Here is a 23348-nt window from a genome sequence, read left to right as displayed (position 1 = left end):
TTAACCCACACGATGGATTAAGCCATTTCTTTCAGACTCTTTTCCAGACTTCTGATTTTTTCCACCAGCTCAAATTTCTTTTTCGGCTGACTTTCAGCTCTTGCCTGCTTCTCAAGGGCAGCAATCTGCTTTTCCAGTTTTTGACGGATTTCATCAATGGCCAATTGCTCATCCAGGCTATTGCCATTTTGCATTTCGATGCCGCCAATCTCAATCAGCAGGTTTTCCCAAATGATATCCAGATTGAGGCCACTCAGTTTTATTTGCAGCGTCTCCAGGGGTTGCCAGGGACTTTTCAGTAGCCGGGTGTAGTAGGCAGCCAGACAGGCCTGACCCTCAACCTCTAATACAAAGACCATATGCTGTTCAATCATCTTTGAAATCAGCTGGATGTTTTTCTCATCAAAATCTTTGGTTTTAAGGGATACCCGTAACACATAAATGATCGGTACCGTTTTGCCGACTTCCGCATTAATTGAAGTCGGCGATAGCTCATGGATGATCGCCAGTTTTTTAATATCGGCGTCAAAGTGGTCTTTGGCCGGTCCTTTTAGCGCAAATTTCTTCTTGATGGCCTCTTTGGGTATTGGTTTGTTCAGTTCGGTTTTTTTTGGCAAGCCCAGCATGCGCATCACCTTCCTACATTTTTTATTTCACAACCAGAAAGCAGATCAATTCGAAATCATCCAGACCTTTAATCTCGTTTGATAAAAAGCTGATGGCTTGGCCATTTAAAAATAGATCCAGTTCATTTTGGTCTTTGACATCAATAACGGAATTAATTGCATCGCCTAACATTTCCGAAAATTTAGTCATATCCCGGCCATCCCGGGTTTCCTCATTGAAAGCCCGGTACAGCTGGGTAATGGGCGCAGTTTTATGCTTACAAAGATAGCGCATTTTATCGAGCATATTCTTTGGCGAAAGATGGTCGCAGGCAATTTTGCCGTTATCACCGAGATAAACCATATAAAAAGGGTGCAGGCGATTCTGATTGTCCAGATTGATGCTGCCGTTGATATTTTTTAGCACAAAGATTACCCCAGCTGGTGCATCGGTCTGGCTTTGTGCCACGGCATGAAGACCAAAAGGGATCTTATCCAGGTCGGGATTGTTCTTCACGTATTCCAGCAGATCTAATCGAAATTCATTAAGCCCCAGATCCATAATCGAGATCCCGGTCGACATATCCTCAATATCCACGACCTCTTCCTGAAGGCGTTTCAATTGCTGCTTGCGGTATTCCAAATCGGTTTTTTCTTCATCGCTGAGGAGATTATCATCACCGGTAGCTGACATATTGACAATTTTCATCCGCGTTTCCACCTTGGCTTTAAGATTGATGTATTCATCCAATGAAATATCTGGCCAAAAGTTCACCAGCTGGATCTGATTATTTCTGCTGCCGATCCGATCGATCCGGCCAAAACGCTGGATAATCCGCACCGGATTCCAATGAATATCGTAGTTAATCAGATAATCGCAATCCTGGAGATTCTGTCCTTCAGAAATACAATCAGTAGCAATTAACAGATCAATTTCAATCGGACTGTTCGGCATCAGCAGAGCCTTATCCTTTGACACAGGTGAAAAGCAAGTCAACACCGTATTAAGATCAGCGTGGAGTTTAGCAATGGTTGACCGTCCCTCGATCGAGCCGGTTACCATCGCGGTTTCCAGCTCAAACTGCTTTTTTATATATTTACTGACGTGGTGATAAAGATACTCGGCGGTATCCGCAAAGGCCGTGAAGATAATCACTTTATGATTACCGGGATTGATCGGATTCTCCATCTTATTTTTGAGCACCCTAAATAATTCCTGGAGTTTGCTGTCATGTTCCGGGGTGATGTCCCCAACCATCAAGGCCAGAATTTCCAGAACTTCACTGTCTTTGGCAAGATTAGCCCGCCAGGATTTATAATCCATATCGGCCAGATCAATTTTTACTTTTTTGCCAATGGTAAAAAAATCATCGTTATTCTGATCATCCTCGTCATAATCCTGTCGGTTATCGAGTTCGGTTAGGTTAAGGGTGGTCTTATCCTGTTTTTTGAAATGATCAATTTTGTGAATTGTCCCGTTGATTAAATCTTCCATCCGTTTTAGGGTAAGATTAAAGGAATGCACCGAGCTTTCCATCCGTTTCATCAGGTTGATGGCCGTGAGCCGGCGGATGCCCTGTTCCCGGTTTGCCTGGGTAAAGCCGATATTAACCGTGTTATCTTCGTACAAATCGGCGTATTTATCCATTTTACTGGGGAGGATGAATTGGGAGGGGGTATAAATGCTTAAGTTCAGGAGCATCAGCTGTTCAAAGATTTCATTGTAGTTGATAGCATTTTTTAAATCAGTGAGTGGGGGTCTTAATGACAGGGGTTTTAAACGGGTGGGAAATTTACCGATTTCAGTGGTATCATAATATTTTTCAATGTGTTTTCGGGAGCGAGCGATGGTAACGCTGTCCAGTACTTCAAAAAAATCAAAGTCCAGCATTCGCAGCAGTCGATCAGTTGAACGTTCTTCGGCTTCAAATTTAGACCACTGATTAAAGGCTTTCTGGGCATTTTTGAAAATATCATCAATGGAGCCGCGGGTGTCCAGCTTTTCGTCGATTAGGCTGGTATCCCCTTCATAGGCCAACTGGAGCTGGTTTTTGAGATCGTTAAAGCGGTTATTAACGGGCGTTGCCGAAAGCATCAGCACCTTGGTTTTGACCCCTTTGCGGATCACCTTATTGAGCAGCCTTAGATAACGGTTTTCTTTTTCATTTTCTTGGCCGTTTAGTTTGCCGCCATTTCTGAAATTATGGGATTCATCAATCACCACCAGATCATAATTGCCCCAGTTGAGACGGTCCAAATCCAGACCGTTGGAACGCCCCCGGGTACGATTGAGATCGGTATGATAAAGTACATCATAACGCAAGCGGTCGGCGGCGATGGGATTATTCAGATAATTATCTTTATAGGTATTCCAGTTGTTGGACAATTTTTTCGGGCAAAGAACCAGTACCGATTTGTTACGGTTTTCGTAGTATTTGACCACTGCCAGGGCTGTGAAAGTTTTACCCAGACCGACGCTGTCAGCCAGGATACAGCCGTTGTATTTCTCCAGTTTATTGATAATCGCCAGCGACGCATCTTTCTGGAAATTATAAAGCATCTTCCAGATCTTGCTTTCTTTGAACCCGGTGGCGTCGTTGGGTAGGACGTCTTCGGTCATGTCTTCAAGAAACTCATTGAAAATATTGTAGAGGGTAAAAAAATAAATAAAATCCGGGGCATTCTCGTTATAGGCCGCCGTGATGTTTTCGATTACTTCTTCGGTAACGACCTGGAGTTTTGTTTGATCGTGCCAGAGGCTATCGAATAAATCAAGATAGGCTTTAGAAAAGGGGATTTCCGTTTTCTGAACCATACTGTAAGCATTATTGCCGCGCTCACAGCCCAGATCGACGGTGGTAAAACCGTTGATGGGCATGTAGCTTTTGTCATCCACATTGATGAAACCCATCATGTTTTCGTTGGTTTGATTTGACTTAAAAACCGCTTTTTTTTGAATCCATTCGGCGCATTCTTTGGCGATGGCCTTCTGGGACAGCTCATTGCGGAGTTTCACTTCAAATTCGGTGCCGTAGAGGCTGCGTTCCCGGGAGAGCCGGGGGATATAAAATTCCCGCTTTTCTTTTTTGGTCTTTTCGGTGGTAAAGGTGGGTGATGTAAAAATAAAGCGCAGTTCATCAATATGCTTCAATTGTTTTTTTAGTTCCTCAAAAGCGTAAATTGAAAAGCAGGCGGCCGCAATGGATAACTTGCTGCCTTTATTTATTTCAATGCTCAGATCATCTTTTAGGGTCTTGCTTATATTATCGATCAGTTCCATCTCATTCATCTCCCCATTACTAAGCATGCAGTTGGATCAGCTGCTTTATTGATAAAAACCAGCCCATATTTATTTATAACATGCCTTATTATTATACGCCTCTCTGTAACAAATGGCTATTACTAATTACAATTTTACGCCACGGTTATTCTTTTTAATCATTAGCTGATAGCAACTTAAAAAATTGTAATTGCCTTTTATCAGATGAATGGTTTAACTAAGAGGCACGATGAGAGAGCTAGCGTCGCGGGGCCACCCCTTCGAACGTAACACCAGCAAAATAAGTAAGCCCCGGGCAATGCTCTTTTTCGAAAATTGCTGGGGCGTAGCCTCCGTATTGTTGTAATGACTGCTTGAACAGCCATAAGCGCTCCCTTAAGTATTCTCCCTTAAGTAACGATTAATTTAATTATAAACTTATTCTGTAGCAATTGTAAATACAAAGACAAATAAATATGCAAATAAATTGCAGCTTGTCTTATTAAAGTGCATTAAAAACTTGACATATGTAAACAAAAGCTAATATTAAAGCATAAGAGCCCCCCCTTTCACCCCAACCCCTTAACCACCGCCGCCGCCTTCAACTCACAAAAGCTTACCCCCTGATAAACAAAACCTAGCTCCATGGGAAAGTCACGGCAATTTCTGGGCTTCACCGTCAGGGTCTGGTTGGCTGCTTGTGCCAGCGCCCCGATGCCCTGGTAAACATGGACGCACAGGTCAATCCCACATAGGGTAATGGCGGGGTGCTGATTAAGCTGGTGGAGGGCTTTTTTAAGGGTCACCAGCTGGCTCAAATATTCCGTTGGACTGAGATCGCCATCATTTTCAGGCGCCGTTTTATTTTTTATCATTGTTTCCATCATTCTCTCCATTTCTGTTATTTTGCATTAACCTTTCCGGTAACTTTTTAGGTCAGTTAAGGCAACCTTTTATTTCTTGATTATAACAGCAGGCCTTTTAATAAAACAAGCCCTGCTGACCAGAAAGTGTATTTCAGCACAAATTGTGCGGTGGCGTTAGCACCAATTGTGCAATTAAAACACACGATTCGTGAATTTCTAAAAATACCGCTAGCCTTTTATTCTAGTTAAAGCCCACAAAATCGGGGTTTTAACCGATTTGTAAATGAATAAGGGCTAATTGCGCAAGTCATTGATAACACAATTTGTGCTATTGCAGACACTTTATAACAGATTTTGTGTTATTTTTGTTGCGTAAATACATTTGTCGTTCAAAAAAAAATCTGATTTTTATATTTAAGCTAGAGTTTCATTTTATTCATTTATGAAAATGATTATAGAACGATCAACACCCATAAAGCGTGCTAATTCGTAATTTTAAAATTCGAATGCCAAACCGCACGAAGTGTGCTGAAATAAAAAAGTTGCTTTTTTTCTATTGCAATCATTAACAAAATAATTATAATTGATTTTAATGGAAAGGAGATACGTGAATTAAAAGATATTTTAGGCGGTTATATTCATTATAAAAATCATATTCTATAAATCTAAAACTGAAAAGAGGAGTAATGCTATGTTAATAAATAGAAAACAGATTGGATTAATATTAATGAAGTTGCGTGGTGATCGGACCCAGCGGGAGGTGGCAATAGCACTAAATATTAGTGAACCGGCAATCCGCTATTATGAGTCTGGCAAGCGGATCCCTAAGGACAATATCAAAATTAAGATTGCCCGCTACTACGACAAGAAGGTCGATGAAATATTTTTCGTTAGTTTAGAAGGCTTTGATGATGCGGTTGTGGATCAATGAGCGTTAGGCTAATTAATCCGATCAACCACCAGATATAAGCGCGGCCTCGCCCATGAAAGTTAATTTCATTACCGAGATCACCGGCTTTTATCGGTTTATTCAAACCAGGCAGTTAAGCAGCAATGCTCAGCTGCTCTGGTTTATGCTTTTCTGTTTGTGGAATTCAGCCGGCTTTCCCGATTGGTTGCAAGTCGACATGAAGCGGATGGCGCTGATGATCCAGGCCAATTCCCGTAGCACGGCCGAACGTGCCCGCAATGAACTGATTGCTGCCGGCCGGATCATTTGTGTCCGCGGCAAAAGTCGGACGCCCAATTGCTATCAGTTTGTGCTTTTTGCTAGCCAGCGCAGCGCTCAGCCGGACGCTAGCACCGGCGCGGATCAAATCAACCATCACAGCGGGCATCACAGCGGACATCAAGTCGGGCATCAAAAGCTAGCTGAAAAATGCCACCAGACCGCCAATTTTCAAATCGGTGCGGCGCAAGCTGGGGATCAAAGCGATGATCACCTGCGACATCAACCGGCGCATCAACCGCTACACTTATATAAACTAAACAATCCTAAACTAAACAATATTAAACCAAACCATAAAGAAAAAAGCGCCTACGGCCAATTTGGCAATGTCTTCTTGACCGCGTCAGAAATGGAGCTGCTAAAAGCTGATTTTCCCGATAGCTGGGAAGACTGGATCCGGCGGCTCGATCTCGGCAAGGAAAGCAAGGGCTATGTTTATAGCAGTGACTACGCCGCGATTCATAGCTGGCAGCAAAAAGAAGACCAGCAAGCCAGTGATCAGGCCTACCAGGAATTGCTGGACGAATGGGAATCATTTTCGGGCTAAAGGATCTTAGCCAGTCGCTGGCGATCACAGCAAGAGTAAAAATAACAGTAAAAATAACAGTAAAAAATGGAGGAAACAATGACACAAGAATTATTTTTAGAAAACCATGGTCAATTGATTCAAAATACCCTGGTCAAGCACGAACAAGTGCGTGCCGAAGAGGCCCTATTAAAAGGCTTAAAAGAGAAACTCCACCGCAATCTGATTGACGCCGGCCTCGACCGGATCGTCACCGACGGTTTTAAAATCTTAATCGTTGGCGAGACCCGCAACACCGGGATCAACCTCAAGGCTGTCGAAAAGGCTGAGCCGGAGCTATACGTGCGGCTACTCAAGGACTATTTAAAAGTCACCCAGCGCAAGAGCTACGTCAAAGTAGAATACCTTTCCTAGCCCGATGCGACGCTATCTTAAAATTAACAAAGCGATCTTTTGCGAAAAGTATTGGCGTCGCGAAGATCGCCAGCGCGGTCTGCTGATCGAATCGGAGGCCTTTCCCGAGGCGCTCCGCTACGTCATCAAGGATCAGTCGCTGATTCTGCTTAGCGGTACTTATGGGATTTTCTGTTTTGATCTAACCGCCGCGCCAGCCTTGTTGGCTGAGCTATCGGCGCTTGTCGATTGCTATCAGGTCGATCGCGACTGCCCGCCGCCTTTACCCAGCAACCGCCCCAAAATGTTGATTGCGAATTAAAAGGACGGCAAGATACCGCACAAAGGGTGCTGAAATAACTGTGAAACATCTTGCGCAGAACCTTTTTTGAAAAAATCTGTCATAATGGCTTTAATAACAAAAGATTGGAGGTCAACATGGAAAAACCAATTAAACCGTGTCCCATCTGTGATGGGGTCTGCCAGGTTAGTGGCGAAAGCAAAGCCTATGCGGTAAGCTGTCAGTTTTGCGGCAATGTCTCCCCAACCAAAACAAGCCGGTCAGCCGCGATCACTTGCCACAACAAAATTGGCTACCGGCTTCACAAACAATTGTTATAAGCCGCTCTTAAACCGGCGGCGCCAAAAAACGCAGAAAGGAGGAACGCAATGATTGTCAGTGAATTTTTATCAAACAAGCTGGTAACCCGGCTTAATCATGGCTTTATTGATGGTAAGGAAGTCATTAAGAACAAATCCTACGGGAATATCAAAGCCGATGCCAGCCTGCCTGATCTGATGGCAGTGGGAGTCGCCATCACCGGCTTGCAGCTACCGGCGCTAGAAGAAGTGCGGCGGATTCAGGAAGACCTGATTTTTGACGATGGCCAGTAAGATTTCAAAATATTTAAGGAAAGGAGAACACGATGCCCGAATTTAAAATTGTAATGACCTTTAAAAACAGCAGTGCAAAAAACACCAACATGACCATTTCAGATGCCCGCCCCGATGTCACCGAGGCCGAAGCAGTGGCGGCCATGGACGCCATTCTGGCGGCGGATATTTTCCGTCCCGGTGGCCTGGCTCTGGTTACTAAACAGGACTGTAAACTGGTCGAAACGACCCAGTCCGATTTCTATGATGCGGCCTAAGCGGTGCGGCGCTCCTGCTAACCCAGAGCCCTTAATGAGGGCGGCCACCAGCAAACTCCTGCCTAACGATGCCGGGGTGTTTGTAAGGCTGCCCGCCGACCTGCCCGATGGGTGATTATAAAGCGCTGGCGCTAACAGGCCTGGGGCTTGTGGGCGGCTGGCTGGCTGACCTGCTGGGTGGCTGGGATACTGGCCTGCAGTCGCTGCTCATTTTTATGGCAGTCGACTACGCCAGCGGATTGATCCTGGCCGGTGTTTTTAGAAAAAGCCAAAAATCTGCCCAGGGCGCCCTTGAAAGCGGCGCCGCCTGGCAGGGCTTTTTTCGCAAAGGGGCTGCCCTGGCGGTCGTCCTGATCGCCTGTCGGCTCGATCTGCTGCTGGGCTTAAACTTTATCCGCGATGCCACCATTATTGCCTACTGCGGCAACGAGCTGATCTCAATCACCGAAAATATCGGACTGATCGGGGTCCCCTTGCCCAAACCGATTCAGGGGGCGATTTCCGCCCTCAAAGACAAGGAGGAAAAGTTATAAACGATTATCTCAAATGGCTCCAGGAAACGCTGGCCGCCCTGGGCTATGACCCAGGCCCAATTGATGGGATTGCTGGCCCTAAAACGGCGGCCGCCGTCCGCGCCTTTCAAAGTAACATGGATTTGGCGGTCGACGGGATTGTTGGTGAATTTACCAATAAGGCCTTATTACTGGCCTTAAGCGAGCGGCTCTGCCTGCCCCTGCCGGCAGACCAGGAACTGCCCGATCAGCCGGAGCTAAAAAACTTTAGCGCTACTGAATTTGCCTGCGGCTGCGGCTGCGGACTGGATGTGGTGGCGCCCCTTAAGGTCTTCGCCCAGGCGCTGCGCGACGCCTTCGGTTGGCCGCTGGTGATTTCTTCGGGTGGCCGTTGTCCGACCGTCAACCGGGCAGCTGGCGGCGTCCCCGATTCCTACCACCTCACCGGAGAAGCCTTTGACGGCTATTTCCCCGGCCAGATGAACGCCACAGTGATGGCTCAAATGGCCGACTTTGCGGTCGGCTGTGGCTTTGGGGTGATCTCTTATCCCAAGCAATTGTTTTGCCACTTCCAGCTTGCGCCCCGCAATGATCTTCGTTATTAACCGATCATTGACCCTTTAGACGACGAGCAGAAACCCCCGCCTGAACAGTCAGACGGGGGTTTTTAAATGCACATTATTATTATTTAACTAAAGCTTATTTTAGGATCATTTATTTTTTAAAATATTCCAACCGTTCCAGCACTTTTTCCAGCGTTTCGACAAATTTCTTTTGTTTGTCCCGTTCGATTTGAACAACCTTTTCCGGCGCCTTATCGGTGAAGCCCTTATTGGCCAGTTTTTGAGTGACCCGGTCAATTTCCTGGTCGAGCTTCTTTTTCTCGGCTTCTAAGCGGGCAATTTCTTTTTCCTTGTCAACCAGCTCATCCAGGTTGATATAGATTTCCAGATCGTCAACCACGGCCGAAACATAGTTTTCCTGAATATCGGCCTTGCTTATCGGCAGAATCGTTGACACGGAGGCCAGCTTCTGGAAATAATGGAGCGATTCGGCCATCAAGGACAGGTGTTCCTGGTTACTTGAAATCAGGAATAACTGGGTCTTTTTGGCATTGGGGACATCCATTTCAGCCCGGATATTACGGATGCTGCGAATGGCAGCCATTAGAAACTCAACTGCCTTTTCGTCTTCGGGAAAGACCAGGCTGTCATCAAAGTGTGGCCAGGCCGCTACCATGATATCACCGGTGGTGCCAGGCAGGTAGCCATTAATTTCTTCGGTAATAAAGGGGGTAAAGGGATGGAGCAACCGCAGGATCGTATCGAGTACCACTCTGAGCGTATATTGGGCTGAGATCTTGGTCTGCTGATCTTCGCCATATAAGCGGGGTTTAACCAGCTCGATATACCAGTCACAGTATTCGTTCCAGGCAAAATCATAGATTTTTGAGGCGGCAATCCCCAATTCATACTTGGTCATATTGTGGTTGACTTCGGCCACGATGGTATTCATCCGGCTAAGAATCCACTTATCGGTATTCTCCAGATTGGCTAAAGCCTGATCCTTTTTATCGACAATATCTTCATCCAGATTCATCAGCACAAAGCGGGCGGCATTCCAGATCTTGTTTAAGAAATTACGGCTGGATTCGACCTTTTCATCCTGCCAGCGAATATCATTACCAGCAGAATTCCCGGTGATAATGGTAAAGCGTAGGGCGTCGGCGCTGTAGGTCTCAATCAGTTCTAGCGGATCAATCCCGTTTCCTAATGACTTGCTCATTTTGCGTCCCTGGGAATCCCGCACCAGGCCATGGATATAGACATCTTTAAAGGGGGTTTGACCCATTTCAAAGAGACCCATAAAGATCATCCGGGCGACCCAGAAAAAGATAATATCATAACCGGTCACTAATACCGTGGTCGGATAGAATTTTTTTAAGTCGTCGGTCTGCTCCGGCCAGCCCAGGGTTGAGAAGGGCCATAGCCCCGAACTAAACCAGGTATCCAGGACATCTTCATCCTGGCTGATCTTTCTACTAGCGCATTTGGGGCAGGCTGTCGGCGCTGCCTTGGAAACGATCATCTCCCCACAATCACCGCAATAATAGGCCGGAATCCGGTGTCCCCACCACAATTGCCGTGAAATACACCAGTCACGGATGTTTTCTAACCAATTATAGTAGATTTTATTAAAGCGGTCGGGGATAAAATCAGTCCCGTGGTTGCGTACCGCGTCCAGTGCCGGACCCGCTAGTTCTTCCATCTTGACAAACCATTGTTCGGAGGTCATCGTCTCCACGGTGGTGGCGCAGCGGTAACATTCCCCGACATTATGCTGGTGTTCTTCAGTTTTTTCAAGCAGATCGAGGGCTTCTAAATCCGTAAGTACCGCCTTGCGACAGTCATAGCGATCCATGCCGGCATATTTTCCGGCCAGTTCGTTCATGGTGCCGTCATCGTTTAGGACGCGAATTTGTTCGAGCTGATGGCGTAGGCCGACCTCATAGTCATTGGGATCATGGGCGGGCGTCATCTTAACCACCCCGGTGCCAAAGCTGATATCGACATAGTCATCGGCGACAATGATAATTTCTTTGTTGAGTAAGGGCAGGGTCACGGTTTTGCCAATCAGGTGGGCATAGCGGGGATCGTCAGGATGGACAGCTACCCCACTATCGCCGAGCATGGTTTCGGGTCGGGTGGTGGCCACTACCAGATAGCCGTCCCCTTCGGTGAGCGGGTAACGGATATGCCATAAATTGCCCTGCTGTTCGGCATACTCGACCTCGGCTTCGGAAAGGGCTGTTTTACAGGTGATACACCAGTTGATAATCCGGCTGCCCTTATAGATCAGGCCTTTTTCGTAGAGGTTGACAAAGGCTTCGTTAACGGCCTGGCTACAGCCCTCATCCATGGTAAAGCGTTCGCGGCTCCAGTCACAGGAGGCGCCCAGTTTTTTAAGCTGGTCGGTAATCCGGCTTTTATAAGTCAGCGCCCAGTCCCAGGCGCGTTCTAAATAGGCTTCGCGGCCAATCTCCTGCTTTGTTTTGCCTTCTTCTTGGCGCAGCTTATCGACGACCTTAACTTCGGTGGCGATCGAGGCGTGGTCGGTGCCCGGCAGCCAGAGGGCGGCGTAACCATCCATCCGTTTGTAGCGGGTCAAGACATCCTGCAGGGTGCCATCAAAGGCGTGGCCCATATGGAGCTGTCCGGTGATATTTGGTGGTGGCATGACAATCGTAAAGGGCTCGCCAGCGGGATTGACTTCCGGCTTGAAGTAGCCTTTTTGCTGCCAGCTGGCATAGGTTTTATCTTCTACGGCTTTGGGATCATAGGTTTTTGACATTTCTTTTTTCATTTTGCACCTGTTCTTCTTATTGGTCTTTGATTTCTTTGATCTTGTAGGGGTCTGCTTGCGGCTCGGGGAGTGCTTTGCGGGTGGTATAGTCGGCGATCAGGTTTTTGCAGAGCTCGATCGTTTTACTCATCGAGCGTTTTTGCGCTTCCTCTGACATATTCTCGGACATCCGCTTAATGATATATTTATTCTCAAACAAGAAATCTACCATCGAGGTCAAATCTTTGATCTTATCGACCTTGATGGCCATCCCCCCATCGACCAGGTAATCGGCATTTTCTTCTTCCTGGCCGGGATAATAAAAGGGAATGATCATCGGGATATTTTTGACAATCGCTTCGGTTGTGGTCAGTCCCCCGGGCTTGGAAATAATCGCATCGGACTGATCCATCAGCTCGGAGACATTATTAACAAAACCATGGATTTCGACAATTTTATCACTGGCCGCTTCTCTGGCATAGAGACTCTTGATTTCTTTTTGAATTTTGGCATTGTTGCCACAGACCACAATAATCTGGATCTTTTCTTTGACCTTGAGCAGCGATGAAAAGGCTTTTTCCATTTGTTTGCTGCCCAAACTGCCGGCCATCAAGAGGATTGTCCCGACCACATCGGAGCTCTCCTTTTTTTCGAGCCGGTTGTTTTTTAAAAAGGTCTGGCGGATCGGGATGCCATAGGGATAAATGATCTCCTCGGCAACGCCCTTTTCGACCATCGTTTGTTTGGTATAGTCACTGCCAACGACATAGGCATCGATCATTTTTTTGAGATAAAGGGTATGAATTTTATAGTCGGTCACGATCGATAAAACCGGGACATCAAAAGTATGATGTTCCTTCAGGGTGCCTAATACATTGGTAACAAAGGGATGGGTGGTAATAATTAAATCCGGCTTTCCGGAATTGATCAGGGGGACAATGTCAGGGTTCATAATCCGGGTCAGCACCTGAAAAACACCCTGCTGGAATTGATTCATATTATTAAACTGATTATACATTTGCTCATAGAGCTTGGGCACATTGACGACGATTTGCTCGTAGCCTTTGGTAATCAGCCGATCAAGGGTGACATTGGTTTCTTTAAAGGCATCATAAACATCGCACTGGTAGCCGACCTCGTCTAAGGATTCTTTTAAGGACTGGGCGGCTAAATTATGACCAGCGCCGGTTGAAGCGGTAAAAATAAACACTTTTGACATAGCGAACCTTATTCTTCGAATTCTTTCGTGAACTTATAGTTTACCCGCATCAGTTTTCCACCCATTACTTCTTCTTTTCTTTTTTCAACAAAATAGATGCCGCCAAAAACCATTAACATTCCTGCTGCAACGGCAGAAAATCCGATCAGTATTTTCTTTAACATAAGAATCCTCCATACTTCGTATTTATTTTTTGAAACTGCGAAAGTGCCTTGCGCTTTGTTCGCTGCTAATTTTCTAAATTACTAGTCAATATTATTTCTGTGAGTCACTTAGGAAAATCGTTCCGATTTCTTGGCCATCCAAAATACCATAAAGGCTTTTACAGTCATCACCCGAAGCGATGATCACATCGATACCACAATCGGTGGCATATTTGGCTGCTCCCAGTTTGGTGATCATCCCGCCGGTACCCAGACAGGAGGCGGAGTTGCCGGCAGACTTCATAATCCGCTTATCGACGTGGTGAACGGTGCGGATCAGGCGGGCATCTTTATTGATGGCGGGGTTATCGTCATAGAGACCATCGACATCCGAGAGGATGATCAGTAGATCGGCACCGACTAAATCGGCGGTCATCGCCGATAAAATATCATTATCACCAAAACATTCTTCCTGGATTTCATCGGTGGCAATACAGTCATTCTCATTGACAATCGGGATGATTCCGCTCTCGATCAGGGCGGTGAAGGTGTTCTCGGCATTATTACGCTTGATCGCGTGTTTAAAGACGTCTTTGGTCAGTAGAATCTGTCCAACGGTCTGATGGTATTCATCAAAAAATTTATGGTAGACCCGCATCAGCAAGCCTTGTCCGACCGAGGCCGCGGCCTGTTTCTGCTTGAGGGTTTTTGGCCGCTCTTTAAGCTTCATCCGGTTCATCCCGGCGCCGATGGCACCGGATGAGACCAGCACCATTTTTTTTCCGCTATTTTCAAGATCGGTCATCACCCGAGCGAGGATTTCCAGTTTCCGCAAGTTCAGGGTTCCGTTTTGATGGGTGACTGAGGTTGTTCCCATTTTAACCACAATCGTGGTCGCGTTTTTTATCTTTTCTCGCATCACATTCTCCTAAGCTGTGTATCCTAGTTCATTATTATATCAAACAATGGGAAAACATCAAACATTTTTTAGCTACAGCCGGTGGTGGTGCCGCAGTCCAGACATAATTTGCAGGTACCGTTTTGCATCATCCGGTCGCTGCCGCAATGACTGCAGGATTCGCCGTATAAGACTTCACCAGCGACGTCCTTATTGTATTCCGGGGTGCTGTGATCAGCGGGGCTGACGCTTTTAATCATGTTTTTTTGATTCATCAGGGTGAAATTTTTGGGTTTAACCTGACAATTAGAAAAATCGCCGTGTTCAATATCAATCACCTTGCTCATTAAATCAGAAATCGATGAGGCAAATTTAATATAGGGATGTCGTGAGACAAAACCGGATGGTTCGTATTTTTGACCCCTAAGCATCTTTGAGATCTGATCAGGTGGGATATGGTATTGGAGCATATTGGAAATCGATTTAGACAAGGAGGCCAGCAGCCCTTTGACGACGGTTCCCTCTTTGTCGGTCGAGACAAATATTTCAGCAATCCCGCCATCTTCATAAAAACCGATTGTGATATACAGCTCAATATCGCCGATTTTGGCGGCATGGGTACGGCTGAGCCGCATCCCTTCGGGACGAACCCGGTTAAGAGCGGTGTTTTTGCCTTCTTTAACGATTGTTAGTAATTCGTTATAGGAGTAGTCATCGAGTGCCTTATCCTGATCTTCGGCCATCCCTGAACTCAGTGGCTGGGAAGCCTTGCAGCCATCACGATAAATAGCAATCGCCTTGGTGCCGGTGCGATAAGCCAGCAGGTGGATGTTTTCAACGTCCAGCACGCTTGCATCGTTGGGTAGATTAACGGTTTTTGAAACCGAGCCGGAGATCATTGGGGTAATGGCCGAAACCATTAACACATGACCCATTGGTGAAATGGTATTGGCGGTATCAAAAACCGGTAAATGCTCGGCTTTAATATGGGGCGCACCAGAAACCCCTTCATGGCGAAAATAGCCCTGGCCGTCTTTTTCCAGTAAATAGGTCAGGATATCGCCGATTTCTTTTTCGCTGTAACCGAGATTGTTAAGCGCCATTTCCATGACTGGGTTGACAATCTCCATCGAGCCGCCGCCGATTAGTTTTTTAAAGACGACATGATTGTAAAATGGTTCCACCGAGGTCGCGCCACAGTCCATCGCAAAGGAAATCGTCCCGGTCGGGGCAATCACCGATACCTGGGCGTTGCGATAGCCATAGGCCTCGCCCGCTTCTTCAGCCAGTTTCCAGGCATTTTTTAGCTGGCTGCTAATATTTTCAAAGCCCATCTTTTGGAGCAGCTGATGGTTGATTGGGATCGGTTGATAATGCAGTCCTTCATAGTCGTCGGTACGGGCTCCAGCCACCCGGCTGTGGTTGCGGATGACCCGTTTCATGTGGGGTTCATTGACTGGATACATCGGAAAGGCGCCGATTTTTCCGGCCATCAGACCCGAAACATGATAGGATGTCCCGGTCATGATCCCGGTGATGCCGGCAATCAGATTGCGGCTTTCAGGGGAATCATAGGGGTAGCCGAGAGCCAGCAACAGCGATGCGGCGTTGGCAATCCCCAGGCCGGTGGTGCGAAAGAGGTAGCTTTTCCGGGCGACATCTTTGGTCGGAAACTGGCCGTGGTAAATCGAGCCCTCCAGGGCGCATTGGATCAGTCCAACCAGGTGAATATAGTGGTCGAGTGAAAAGCTATTGTCTTCCGGATTATAAAACTTAAAGACATTGATCGAGGCCAGATTACAGGCGGTATCATCTAAGAAAGCATACTCCGAACAGGGATTGGTGGCATTAATGCGGTTGATTTTTTCATCGAGGTTGCCATTTTCACCACCCGGGCAGGTATGCCAGGCATTAAAAATATCGTCAAACTGAATCCCTGGATCGGCGCATTCCCAGGTGGCTAAATTGAGCTGTTGCCATAAGTCCTTAACCGGTACCTCGCGATCAACCCGATCGTCAACCCGGCCGCGCAGTTTTAGTTTATGATCGGGCTCATTTTTTAAGTTTAAGACGGCCTCCATAAACTCAGCATTAAGCCGCACTGAGTTATTGCTGTTTTGGCCGCTGACGGTCTGATAGGCTTCGCCATCCATCGAGATGTCATAACCCATCTTGCCCAGGTCGCGGACTTTTTGCTCTTCTTTGACCTTCCAGTTGATAAAATTTTCAATTTCCGGGTGATCAATATCGACAATCACCATTTTGGCTGCCCGTCGGGTGGTTCCCCCCGATTTAATGGCGCCAGCGTTGCGATCGAGTCCCTGCAGAAAGCTCATCATCCCGGAGGACTGGCCACCGCTGGTCAGGCCTTCATTGGCGGCTCTTAGGCTGGAAAAATTGGTGCCGACCCCAGACCCGCCTTTAAATAATTTGGTTTCACTGACATAGTGCTCAGAGATGGAGTGATCACCGAGTAGTCGATCGGCAATCGATAAGATAAAGCAGGCGCTGGCCTGGGTCCTTGTGTAGCGATCGGTTGATTCCAGCACCTGACCGCTTTCCTCGTCGTAATAATAGAGGTCATCTTTGGAGCCGGCAATCTGATAGCTGCGCATCAGGCCGGTATTAAACCACTGCGGTGAGTTTGGTGCCCACATCTGCATCAGGAAGGCGTAGACCAGCTCATCGTAATAGATTTGCCACTGCTCATCGCTATCGATCAGTCCTTCGGCCTTGATGGCATCCGTCCAGAAACCAACCAGCCGGTCAGCGATTTCGCGCATGCTGTGTTCATAGCCAAATTGGTTGGGTACGCCCTTTCTTCGAAAGTATTTGGTGGCGATAATATTGCAGGCATTTTGTGAGTAATGCTCAGGAAATTCCAGATTATTCATTTCAAAAATGGTCTCACCGGTTTGATAGTTTTTTAGAAAAACGTCGACAGTTTGCCACTCGAACAGGTCATAAACGGTTTTGTCTGAATTTTCTAGTTCCTTGGTAAAGACGCGTTGAAATAGCTGATTTATTTGCTTCAAATTAATTCTTCCTCCTTGGCTTGATACATGATATTGGGCTTTATCTCTAATTATAATCCTAGATCTAGTATTTCGCACTGTATTTTTATGTATTTCAGGGGCAAATTTAATCGACCCCTTTAAGCAAGTAAAAAGGCTCATTTTAAGAGCCTTTGCAATGGTTTTTTACTTTTAATAAGTTTGTTTTAATGGATTACTTTTGATGCGTTACTTTTTCATTTTGACTTTTTGGCCAATCTTACTTTCTCGTCCCTGGATGATCCGGCCGATGTTTTTACGGTGCTGGAAGATACTAAACAAACACAAAACAAAAGCAAAAATAACTTCACCAGTCGTTCGGCCTAAGAGCAGGGCGAAAATCGGCAGCATCGTGACGCCAACGATCGAGGTCAGCGAAACCATTTTCCAGATGGCCAAAACAACCAGTCCGATCATAATGGCAATCACTGCGACTTCCCAATCGTAGGTCAGAAAAACACCCAGTGAGGTGGCCGTTCCCTTGCCGCCGCGAAATTGCAAAAAGACAGGCCAGTTATGACCAGCGATGACGGCGATGCCAGCTAAAATCAGAAAGACTTCGCTAAGGTTTAAGGCATATCGACCAATAACGACCACCAGACAGCCTTTTAATGCATCCAGCAGAAATACCGGAATGGCCACATTCTTCCCCATTACCCGCAATACATTTGTTGTCCCGGCATTGCCGCTACCGTAGTTGCGGACATCTTCATTCTTTAAAAATTTCACCAGTATATAGGCGAAATTAAGATTTCCGACTAAATAAGCCGCAACAACAAAAATAAGTCCAATGATTATCGACATTTCACTACCCCTTTAAGATCCTAGATTTTCGTTACTTTGACTTGTTCAATCAGCCTTGCTAACCGCTCCAAAACCGCCTCGTAGTGATCACGGTGATGGGGAAAGTCACACTTGCTACAATTTTTAACGCCTTTATCGGTATAGGAGAATTGTCCGCCGCAATTTTTTCCTAATGCGTATAGCGGGCAATAACAGAACAAACAATTAAAATCCTCAAGCGCCTCGACCCGGTGACAGGGAAAGTATTCACAGGTGATGTGCTGAAAAAACTTATAATGTGAGTCGTCCATGTTCATGGTTAGACAGCATCGATTCCAGCATGCAAGGCCTTGATGTTTATTTGACAGAATTCAGCTTTGACATTTTGGGCAATGATGGCTTCCCAATCGATGTCAGTCAGTGCCATTGACTTGATAATTGAACCCAGCAGAATTAAATTCATGACCTTGGGATTACCCAGCTCTTCAGCCATTTTTGTGGCTGCCATCACCCGCAGATTAACTTTGCTCTTAATTTCGTCAAGAATATTCTCAGGATAGGTGGCCGCCCCAATAATCACTGACAGCGGAAAGATTTCGGTATCATTGACGATCATTTTGCCGCTGGGCTTTAGGTATTCCAGCGCCCGCAGAGCTTCCATTTTTTCAAAGGCAACGACGATATCGGCACTGCCAATTTCAATCACCGGAGACTGGACGTCATCACCATAGCGCACCAATGACGACACTGAGCCACCCCGCTGACTCATGCCGTGGATCTCGCTCATTTTGACATCATAACCGGCTTCCATCAAGCCGGATGTTAACAGTTTGGCGGCTAAAATGGTGCCCTGGCCGCCAACACCCATTAATACTATATTTTTCGTTTCCATTATCGTACCTCCACTTCAATGGCTTGTTTGGGACAGATTTGTACACAAACACCACAGCCAACACAGGGTTCTTTAAGAATTCCTGATTTTTTATTGGCACGATCAAAGGCCAATGCCGGACAACCGGATTTTAAGCATTTTTTACAGCCGATACATTTCTCAATATCGACGCTGGCAACCGTTTTAAAGGCGGTTGGGAATTCTTCTTTATCCTCAGCTGAGAACTTTTTAAGGACACACGGCCAGCGGGTGATAATCACCGCCGGGCCATCACAGTTTAAACCCCATTCGATTGCTTCTTCAACAATTTGCAGATTATTGGGGTCGATCGAAATTAAATTCTTGACGCCACAGGCTTTGACCATTGCTTCAATATCGATTTCTGGCGCAGCTTCGCCTTTTAAATCGTAACCGGTGCCAGGATTCTCCTGATGACCGGTCATCCCGGTAATCCGGTTATCTAAAATGATCGTTAAGGTATTGCTTTTGTTATAGGTGACATCAATCAAACTGGTAATGCCCGAGTGAAAGAAGGTCGAGTCGCCAAGGATTGAGACGACTTTTTTAGAATGATCGCCTTTGATGTCAAAGGCTTTTTGAACGCCATGACCTGAACTGATACTGGCACCCATGCAAATCATTGCATCAGTGGCGTTGTAAGGCGCCATCAGTCCTAAGGAATAGCAGCCAATATCACTAAAGATCATCAGGTCTTTACGGCGTCCCAGTTCATAGAAAACACCACGATGGGGACATCCGGCACACAGGGTCGGCGGCCGTGGTAAGACCATTTCGGGATTGGCCTCAATGATCTGGGGAGCTTCACCAAGCAGTGCTTGACGGATCCGGTCAGGAGTCAGTTCACCCATGGTCGGTAATTGTTCTTTGCCAACACAGTCAATCCCGGCGGCTTTGATTTCTGTTTCCATGATCGGGTCATTTTCTTCAAAGATATAGACGGTCTTTTTGCCCTTGGCAAAGGCGGCAATTTTTTCCATTGGCAACGGATAGGAAAAACCAATCTTTAAATAGGAAACCGAAGATCCAAAAACTTCTTTGGCATAACGATAAGCGACGCCTGATCCGATAATACCGATATCAGCACCATTATCTTCAATATAGTTAAAAGGAGTGGTGTTGGAATAGTCGACGAGCCGCTTAAAATTATCCGCCAGCTTAACCTGCATGTTTCTGGCAAAGGCTGGTAGCGGGCAATATTTACGGATATCCTTTTCGTAAGGCTTATCGGCTACTTCGACCCGGTCACTACACTCAACGATCGACTTGGAGTGACAAACCCGGGTCGTCATCCGAAACAGGACTGGCATATCATATGCTTCACTAACCGTATAGGCTTCTTTAAGCATATCCTTGGCTTCCTGACTATCGGAAGGCTCAAACAGACAGACCTTGGCATGGCGGGCATAGTTGCGGTTGTCCTGCTCATTTTGTGATGAGTGCATGCCGGGTTCATCCGCTGTAATCAGCACTGAGCCGGCGTTGACACCCAGATAAGCAAAGGTAAAGAGTGGATCGGTGGCTACATTGACACCGACATGTTTCATCGCACACAGGCTTCTGACGCCGCCGATTGCTGCCCCGGCAGCTGCTTCTAGGGCGACTTTTTCATTGGGCGCCCATTCCGAGACGATATCCTCATAGGTGGCAACATTTTGCAATATTTCGGTACTTGGTGTTCCTGGGTAGGCTGTGGCAAACTTTACCCCAGCCTCCCACGCGCCTCTGGCGATGGCTTCATTTCCTGTTAATAATAGCTTCATTTTCTTTTCGATGCTCCTCTCGAATTTGGTGACAATCATCCATCTCTTGAGTTAAAAATGCCCCCAAAATAATGGAATTTAATTTATTTTCATAAGAATCTGACCGGGACGTTAAAATAATGGGCACACAAGCTCCCATCACGATCCCTCCCAATTGGGCATTACCCAAATGAGTCATTACTTTTATGATGGCATTACCGGTTTCAATGTTTGGCATCACAATCACGTCAACATCCCCGGCCACGCAAGACTGATAGCCTTTGATATCGGCGGCCTTTTTAGAGATCAGCAGATCCATGGCAATGGGACCTTCAACAACGACATCTTCGCCAAAATAGTGGTCCTGTGACAAGGCTTTTAAGGCTGCCCCATCAACAGTGGCCGGCATTTTCGGATTAACCTTTTCTTTGGCGGCCAGGCAACCAACCTTAATCGGAGAAATACCCAGCAGCCGTGAAAAATCAACCGCATTGCTGATAATTCCCTTTTTCTTTTCCAGATCCGGATCAATAATCATGCCACCATCGGATAAAATAATAAATTTGTGGTAGGATGAGATCCGCACCATCATAATGCTAGACAGTAGTCGGCCAACCATTAGGCCATCCGTTTTACTAATCACCGCTTTTAAAAATATCGAGGTATCGACAAGACCTTTCATGATAAAATCGGCCTTGCCCTCAGAAACCAAAGCGACAGCCCTTTGACAGGCACTGGCCTGGTCGGGTAGGTCAATGATTTCCATTTTGCTGATGTCAATCTTTTGATCGAGGGACAGCTGTTTTATCTTTTCTTGATAGCCGACCAGGATCACCCGATTCAGATATAATTCATTTGCAGCAGCAAGCGCTTTTAATAAGTCTGCTTCTTCGGCAGCTGCGACCACCAGGGTATTCTTAGCACCAGTTTTTACAGATTGGCCAATATCATTAAAATTATCAAACATCTTAACCTCTTTTTTTATATGAATCATTATACACTAATTCAAACCGATAATAAAGGAACAATTTTCGCCCGCCGGTTTACAAAAGCATTGAAAGCGGCGTGTCAATTAACAACAGCAACTTTTTAAGCGGTTAGTAAATATTAGTTGCTAGCTAAATAATAGATGGCAGTAAATATTAAATGGCTACAAAAAAGCTTCCTGATCTATTCTAGCACAGAACAGATCAGGAAGACTATTAAAAAATAGCGCGATATTTTTACTTTCACAGAAACCGACGCTTTACTTAAGGAAGCTAGTTTCGTTCATCCATTGGTTGATAGGCGCGGCGCTCGCTGACATTCATATAGGCTGGTCGGATAATTTTACCGGCATTGATCAGTTCTTCGAGCCGGTGGGCACTCCAGCCGGCAATTCTGGCGATTGCAAAAATTGGGGTAAAGAGTTCGAGTGGTAATCCCAGCATGCTGTAGACAAAGCCGCTGTAAAAATCAACGTTGGCACTAACCCCTTTATAGATTTTTCGTTCCTCACCGATGACTTCTGGGGCTAAGCGTTCAACCATCGAATACAGTTCAAACTCATCATGTAAGCCCTTTTCTTCGGAGAGACTCTTTACATAACCTTTAAAGACATTGGCGCGCGGATCAGAGACCGAATAGATGGCATGACCCATCCCATAGATCAAGCCGGCATTGTCAAAGGCGCGCTTGTGAAGCAGATCGACCAGGTATTGACGAACCTGTTTTTCATCGGTCCAATCACTCAGGGTTTTCTTCATATCTTCAAACATCTCGACCACCTTGATATTAGCGCCGCCATGTTTAGGGCCTTTTAAGGAGCCGAGCGAGGCTGCAATCACCGAATAGGTATCGGTTCCGGAAGAGGAAACAACATGGGTTGTGAAGGTTGAGTTGTTACCGCCACCATGTTCGGCGTGGAGAACCAGGGCGATATCGAGAATCCGCGCTTCGAGCTCACTATACTGGCTGTCCTTTCTGAGGATATAAAGAATATTTTCGGCCGTTGACAGGTCGGGTTGGGGCTGATGAATAAAGAGGCTTTGATCATCATGGTAGTGCTTGTAGGTCTGATAGCCATAGACCGCCAATAGCGGAAACAAGGCAATTAACTCCAGGCACTGTCGTAAGACATTGGGGATTGAGACATTGCTGGCCTTATCATCATAGGAAAAAAGCGTTAAGACACTTCTGGCCAGGGTGTTCATCATATCTGAGCTTGGCGCCTTCATGATAATGTCGCGGACAAAGCTGGTTGGTAGACTTCGATAATTACCAAGCACCTTGGTAAAATTTTTGAGCTGCTCCTGGCTTGGCTGATCGCCAAAGAGCAGCAGATAGACGACTTCTTCAAAACCAAAGCGTTTTTCTTTAACAAAGCCATCGACCATTTCTTCAACATCAACACCACGATAAAAAAGTTTGCCTTCGGTACCGATTTTTTTTCCTTCTTCAAAGATATAGGCTTGGATTTCTGATATTTCAGTTAAGCCGGTTAAGACACCATTTCCGTCTAAATCGCGCAGACCACGATTAACTTTATATTTTTTATACAATTCCGGTTCAATGTAGCTATTTTTGACACATAACTCACTATATTCGATAATCTCAGGGGTAATTTCTGAAAATATATTATTCATCTTTATAACCATTCCTTTCGCTTCGCTCAAGGCACAAAACGTCGTGAAACATCTTGCCTTTAAGCATCATTCTAATTATTCTATAGCCATAGGA

The 23348-nt window shown here is 46.0% G+C and carries 23 protein-coding genes; 9 read left to right on the top strand and 14 right to left on the bottom strand.

Annotated elements, in window-relative coordinates:
- Positions 1–17: 17 nt before the first annotated feature.
- The 3 genes from QZ998_RS10020 to QZ998_RS10010 all read right to left on the bottom strand — a co-directional run bounded on the left by QZ998_RS10020 (position 18) and on the right by QZ998_RS10010 (position 4748).
- Positions 18–626, bottom strand: coding sequence for a DUF4391 domain-containing protein (locus QZ998_RS10020; protein ID WP_296560203.1), 609 nt, complete (start codon positions 624–626; stop codon positions 18–20).
- Positions 627–648: 22 nt separating this feature from the next.
- Positions 649–3885: a helicase-related protein gene (locus QZ998_RS10015; RefSeq protein ID WP_296560201.1), complete on the bottom strand. Its 3237-nt coding sequence runs from the start codon at positions 3883–3885 to the stop codon at positions 649–651.
- Between the two features lie 548 nt (positions 3886–4433).
- Positions 4434–4748 carry a hypothetical protein gene (locus tag QZ998_RS10010; RefSeq protein ID WP_296560199.1) on the bottom strand — a complete coding sequence of 105 codons (315 nt, stop codon included), beginning with the start codon at positions 4746–4748 and terminating at the stop codon, positions 4434–4436.
- A 673-nt stretch (positions 4749–5421) separates the two neighbouring features.
- Here QZ998_RS10010 and QZ998_RS10005 point away from each other — a divergent pair.
- From QZ998_RS10005 to QZ998_RS09965, 9 genes are all read left to right on the top strand, one after another.
- Complete coding sequence (locus tag QZ998_RS10005; protein WP_296560198.1) at positions 5422–5661, top strand: helix-turn-helix transcriptional regulator; 240 nt, start codon at positions 5422–5424, stop codon at positions 5659–5661.
- 52 nt (positions 5662–5713) lie between these two features.
- Positions 5714–6505, top strand: coding sequence for a hypothetical protein (locus tag QZ998_RS10000; protein WP_296560196.1), 792 nt, complete (start codon positions 5714–5716; stop codon positions 6503–6505).
- A 78-nt stretch (positions 6506–6583) separates the two neighbouring features.
- Positions 6584–6898, top strand: a complete 315-nt coding sequence (locus tag QZ998_RS09995) for a hypothetical protein (RefSeq protein ID WP_296560194.1) — start codon at positions 6584–6586, stop codon at positions 6896–6898.
- A 4-nt stretch (positions 6899–6902) separates the two neighbouring features.
- Entirely contained in the window at positions 6903–7199 is a 297-nt protein-coding gene (locus QZ998_RS09990) for a hypothetical protein (protein ID WP_296560192.1), read from the top strand.
- Positions 7200–7315: 116 nt separating this feature from the next.
- Positions 7316–7498: a hypothetical protein gene (locus tag QZ998_RS09985; RefSeq protein ID WP_296560190.1), complete on the top strand. Its 183-nt coding sequence runs from the start codon at positions 7316–7318 to the stop codon at positions 7496–7498.
- 48 nt (positions 7499–7546) lie between these two features.
- Entirely contained in the window at positions 7547–7771 is a 225-nt protein-coding gene (locus tag QZ998_RS09980; RefSeq protein ID WP_296560188.1) for a DUF1659 domain-containing protein, read from the top strand.
- Between the two features lie 32 nt (positions 7772–7803).
- Positions 7804–8028 carry a DUF2922 domain-containing protein gene (locus QZ998_RS09975; RefSeq protein WP_296560187.1) on the top strand — a complete coding sequence of 75 codons (225 nt, stop codon included), beginning with the start codon at positions 7804–7806 and terminating at the stop codon, positions 8026–8028.
- A gap of 107 nt (positions 8029–8135) precedes the next feature.
- Positions 8136–8561 (top strand): phage holin family protein, encoded by a 426-nt coding sequence (locus QZ998_RS09970; RefSeq protein WP_296560186.1) that lies wholly within the window; start codon positions 8136–8138, stop codon positions 8559–8561.
- The gene (locus tag QZ998_RS09965; RefSeq protein ID WP_366512429.1) at positions 8447–9145 is read left to right on the top strand and encodes a peptidoglycan-binding protein; all 699 of its coding nucleotides are present in this window, start codon (positions 8447–8449) and stop codon (positions 9143–9145) included. The genes QZ998_RS09970 and QZ998_RS09965 overlap by 115 nt, the downstream gene beginning before the upstream one ends.
- A 109-nt stretch (positions 9146–9254) precedes the next feature.
- On the opposite strand, the gene QZ998_RS09960 is transcribed toward QZ998_RS09965, so the two are convergent.
- From QZ998_RS09960 to QZ998_RS09910, 11 genes are all read right to left on the bottom strand, one after another.
- Entirely contained in the window at positions 9255–11903 is a 2649-nt protein-coding gene (locus QZ998_RS09960) for a valine--tRNA ligase (RefSeq protein WP_296560184.1), read from the bottom strand.
- A 16-nt stretch (positions 11904–11919) separates the two neighbouring features.
- On the bottom strand, positions 11920–13101 hold the full coding sequence (locus QZ998_RS09955) for a glycosyltransferase (protein ID WP_296560182.1): 1182 nt from the start codon (positions 13099–13101) through the stop codon (positions 11920–11922).
- Between the two features lie 8 nt (positions 13102–13109).
- On the bottom strand, positions 13110–13265 hold the full coding sequence (locus QZ998_RS09950) for a stress-responsive transcriptional regulator PspC (protein WP_296560181.1): 156 nt from the start codon (positions 13263–13265) through the stop codon (positions 13110–13112).
- Positions 13266–13356: 91 nt separating this feature from the next.
- Complete coding sequence (proB, locus tag QZ998_RS09945; RefSeq protein ID WP_296560179.1) at positions 13357–14163, bottom strand: glutamate 5-kinase; 807 nt, start codon at positions 14161–14163, stop codon at positions 13357–13359.
- 68 nt (positions 14164–14231) lie between these two features.
- Positions 14232–17183: a vitamin B12-dependent ribonucleotide reductase gene (locus QZ998_RS09940; RefSeq protein ID WP_296560250.1), complete on the bottom strand. Its 2952-nt coding sequence runs from the start codon at positions 17181–17183 to the stop codon at positions 14232–14234.
- A 201-nt stretch (positions 17184–17384) separates the two neighbouring features.
- A complete protein-coding gene (plsY, locus tag QZ998_RS09935) occupies positions 17385–17999 on the bottom strand; it encodes a glycerol-3-phosphate 1-O-acyltransferase PlsY (RefSeq protein ID WP_296560176.1) in 615 nt (204 codons plus the stop codon).
- A 20-nt stretch (positions 18000–18019) separates the two neighbouring features.
- Positions 18020–18289, bottom strand: coding sequence for a cysteine-rich small domain-containing protein (locus QZ998_RS09930; protein ID WP_296560174.1), 270 nt, complete (start codon positions 18287–18289; stop codon positions 18020–18022).
- A gap of 8 nt (positions 18290–18297) precedes the next feature.
- Positions 18298–18870: an indolepyruvate oxidoreductase subunit beta gene (locus tag QZ998_RS09925; protein WP_296560170.1), complete on the bottom strand. Its 573-nt coding sequence runs from the start codon at positions 18868–18870 to the stop codon at positions 18298–18300.
- Positions 18870–20651, bottom strand: a complete 1782-nt coding sequence (iorA, locus tag QZ998_RS09920; RefSeq protein WP_296560169.1) for an indolepyruvate ferredoxin oxidoreductase subunit alpha — start codon at positions 20649–20651, stop codon at positions 18870–18872. The genes QZ998_RS09925 and iorA overlap by 1 nt, the downstream gene beginning before the upstream one ends.
- The gene (locus QZ998_RS09915) at positions 20626–21597 is read right to left on the bottom strand and encodes a phosphate acyltransferase (protein WP_296560167.1); all 972 of its coding nucleotides are present in this window, start codon (positions 21595–21597) and stop codon (positions 20626–20628) included. Before QZ998_RS09915 ends, iorA begins: the two co-directional genes overlap by 26 nt.
- Before the next feature lie 292 nt (positions 21598–21889).
- Entirely contained in the window at positions 21890–23254 is a 1365-nt protein-coding gene (locus tag QZ998_RS09910) for a citrate/2-methylcitrate synthase (RefSeq protein WP_366512428.1), read from the bottom strand.
- Positions 23255–23348 lie beyond the last annotated feature (94 nt).

The sequence above is a fragment of the uncultured Acetobacterium sp. genome (assembly GCF_927416815.1).
Taxonomy (GTDB): Bacteria; Bacillota; Clostridia; order Eubacteriales; family Eubacteriaceae; genus Acetobacterium.
This window is presented reverse-complemented; position numbering and strand designations above follow the sequence as displayed.

Coding starts and splice junctions, on each gene's coding strand:
- QZ998_RS10005 (WP_296560198.1), top strand. CDS start 5,422: ATGTTAATAAATAGAAAACAGATTGGATTAATATTAATGAAGTTGCGT.
- QZ998_RS09990 (WP_296560192.1), top strand. CDS start 6,903: ATGCGACGCTATCTTAAAATTAACAAAGCGATCTTTTGCGAAAAGTAT.
- QZ998_RS10015 (WP_296560201.1), bottom strand. CDS start 3,885: ATGGAACTGATCGATAATATAAGCAAGACCCTAAAAGATGATCTGAGC.
- QZ998_RS10010 (WP_296560199.1), bottom strand. CDS start 4,748: ATGGAAACAATGATAAAAAATAAAACGGCGCCTGAAAATGATGGCGAT.
- QZ998_RS09915 (WP_296560167.1), bottom strand. CDS start 21,597: ATGTTTGATAATTTTAATGATATTGGCCAATCTGTAAAAACTGGTGCT.
- QZ998_RS09975 (WP_296560187.1), top strand. CDS start 7,804: ATGCCCGAATTTAAAATTGTAATGACCTTTAAAAACAGCAGTGCAAAA.
- proB (WP_296560179.1), bottom strand. CDS start 14,163: ATGCGAGAAAAGATAAAAAACGCGACCACGATTGTGGTTAAAATGGGA.
- plsY (WP_296560176.1), bottom strand. CDS start 17,999: ATGTCGATAATCATTGGACTTATTTTTGTTGTTGCGGCTTATTTAGTC.
- QZ998_RS09910 (WP_366512428.1), bottom strand. CDS start 23,254: ATGAATAATATATTTTCAGAAATTACCCCTGAGATTATCGAATATAGT.
- QZ998_RS09950 (WP_296560181.1), bottom strand. CDS start 13,265: ATGTTAAAGAAAATACTGATCGGATTTTCTGCCGTTGCAGCAGGAATG.
- iorA (WP_296560169.1), bottom strand. CDS start 20,651: ATGAAGCTATTATTAACAGGAAATGAAGCCATCGCCAGAGGCGCGTGG.
- QZ998_RS09925 (WP_296560170.1), bottom strand. CDS start 18,870: ATGGAAACGAAAAATATAGTATTAATGGGTGTTGGCGGCCAGGGCACC.
- QZ998_RS09985 (WP_296560190.1), top strand. CDS start 7,316: ATGGAAAAACCAATTAAACCGTGTCCCATCTGTGATGGGGTCTGCCAG.
- QZ998_RS09930 (WP_296560174.1), bottom strand. CDS start 18,289: ATGGACGACTCACATTATAAGTTTTTTCAGCACATCACCTGTGAATAC.
- QZ998_RS09960 (WP_296560184.1), bottom strand. CDS start 11,903: ATGAAAAAAGAAATGTCAAAAACCTATGATCCCAAAGCCGTAGAAGAT.
- QZ998_RS10000 (WP_296560196.1), top strand. CDS start 5,714: ATGAAAGTTAATTTCATTACCGAGATCACCGGCTTTTATCGGTTTATT.
- QZ998_RS09995 (WP_296560194.1), top strand. CDS start 6,584: ATGACACAAGAATTATTTTTAGAAAACCATGGTCAATTGATTCAAAAT.
- QZ998_RS09955 (WP_296560182.1), bottom strand. CDS start 13,101: ATGTCAAAAGTGTTTATTTTTACCGCTTCAACCGGCGCTGGTCATAAT.
- QZ998_RS09970 (WP_296560186.1), top strand. CDS start 8,136: ATGGGTGATTATAAAGCGCTGGCGCTAACAGGCCTGGGGCTTGTGGGC.
- QZ998_RS10020 (WP_296560203.1), bottom strand. CDS start 626: ATGCTGGGCTTGCCAAAAAAAACCGAACTGAACAAACCAATACCCAAA.
- QZ998_RS09980 (WP_296560188.1), top strand. CDS start 7,547: ATGATTGTCAGTGAATTTTTATCAAACAAGCTGGTAACCCGGCTTAAT.